General features: G+C 50.7%; 1 protein-coding gene and 1 pseudogene. Both read left to right on the top strand.

Annotation, left to right across the window (positions count from 1 at the left end):
• On the top strand, positions 1–331 hold a 331-nt coding region (pilP, locus tag SLS51_RS23060; protein ID WP_323840815.1), incomplete at its 5' end, for a type IV pilus biogenesis protein PilP.
• 13 nt (positions 332–344) lie between these two features.
• A pseudogene (locus SLS51_RS23055) lies at positions 345–760 on the top strand (GspE/PulE family protein); the annotation flags it as partial.

Here is a 760-nt window from a genome sequence, read left to right as displayed (position 1 = left end):
CGCGAAAAATCTACTGCTGGAAGCGGAATTGCAGCGGGCTAAGTTACAACGCCAACTGACAGAAAGTCAGCCTTTGGGGTTGACGGGCAATAATAATATCGATCTGCCGGTGACCGTATCGCCTGTGATGACAGCGGGACAACCTGTGACCCGTCCGGTGGTTCAGGAGATTTATGGTCGGGGGCATGCATTGCGGGCAAGCGTAAGCCTGCCGGGCCGCGGTGTGATGGAGTTAGCTGTCGGTGACGCAGTGCCTGGCACTCAGTTCAAAGTTAAGGTGATCACGCTTTCTGCGGTCACGCTAAGTGATGATTCGGTACTCACGTTCTGAGAGAAGAAAGGGAATGAAAGAAAACATCCAGGTTAATGATGCTGTGTTGCTGTTATGTGAAGAACAACAGGCTACGGTATTAATTGACAACAATCGTCGGGGCGATCCCCAGGTCCAGACCCGGGTCATGCAATTACTTGAAGCCACGCCAGAAGCAGAAATTCGCTTTGTCAATTTGTCAGAATTGCAGGCGAACCGTCAGAAACAGAATCAGCGGACGAATGAACAGGGCGTGTGTTTGTCGGACCTAACTGATGTGAGTGAACGTCAGAAGCAGGTACTGACCTGTTTTGAACTGGCAAAAAAGTTGAATGTATCAGATATCCATCTGACCATCAGTCCAGGGCTGACCCGAATTGAAATGCGTATTCACGGTGAGCTGGAAGTCGTCAATGAACTGTCGGAAGGGGAGGGAATGGCACTGGCATC

This window comes from Photorhabdus africana, assembly GCF_035181445.1.
Lineage (GTDB): Bacteria > Pseudomonadota > Gammaproteobacteria > Enterobacterales > Enterobacteriaceae > Photorhabdus > Photorhabdus laumondii.
Note: the sequence above shows the minus strand (reverse complement) of the source record. Positions and strands in the feature narration are given on the sequence as shown.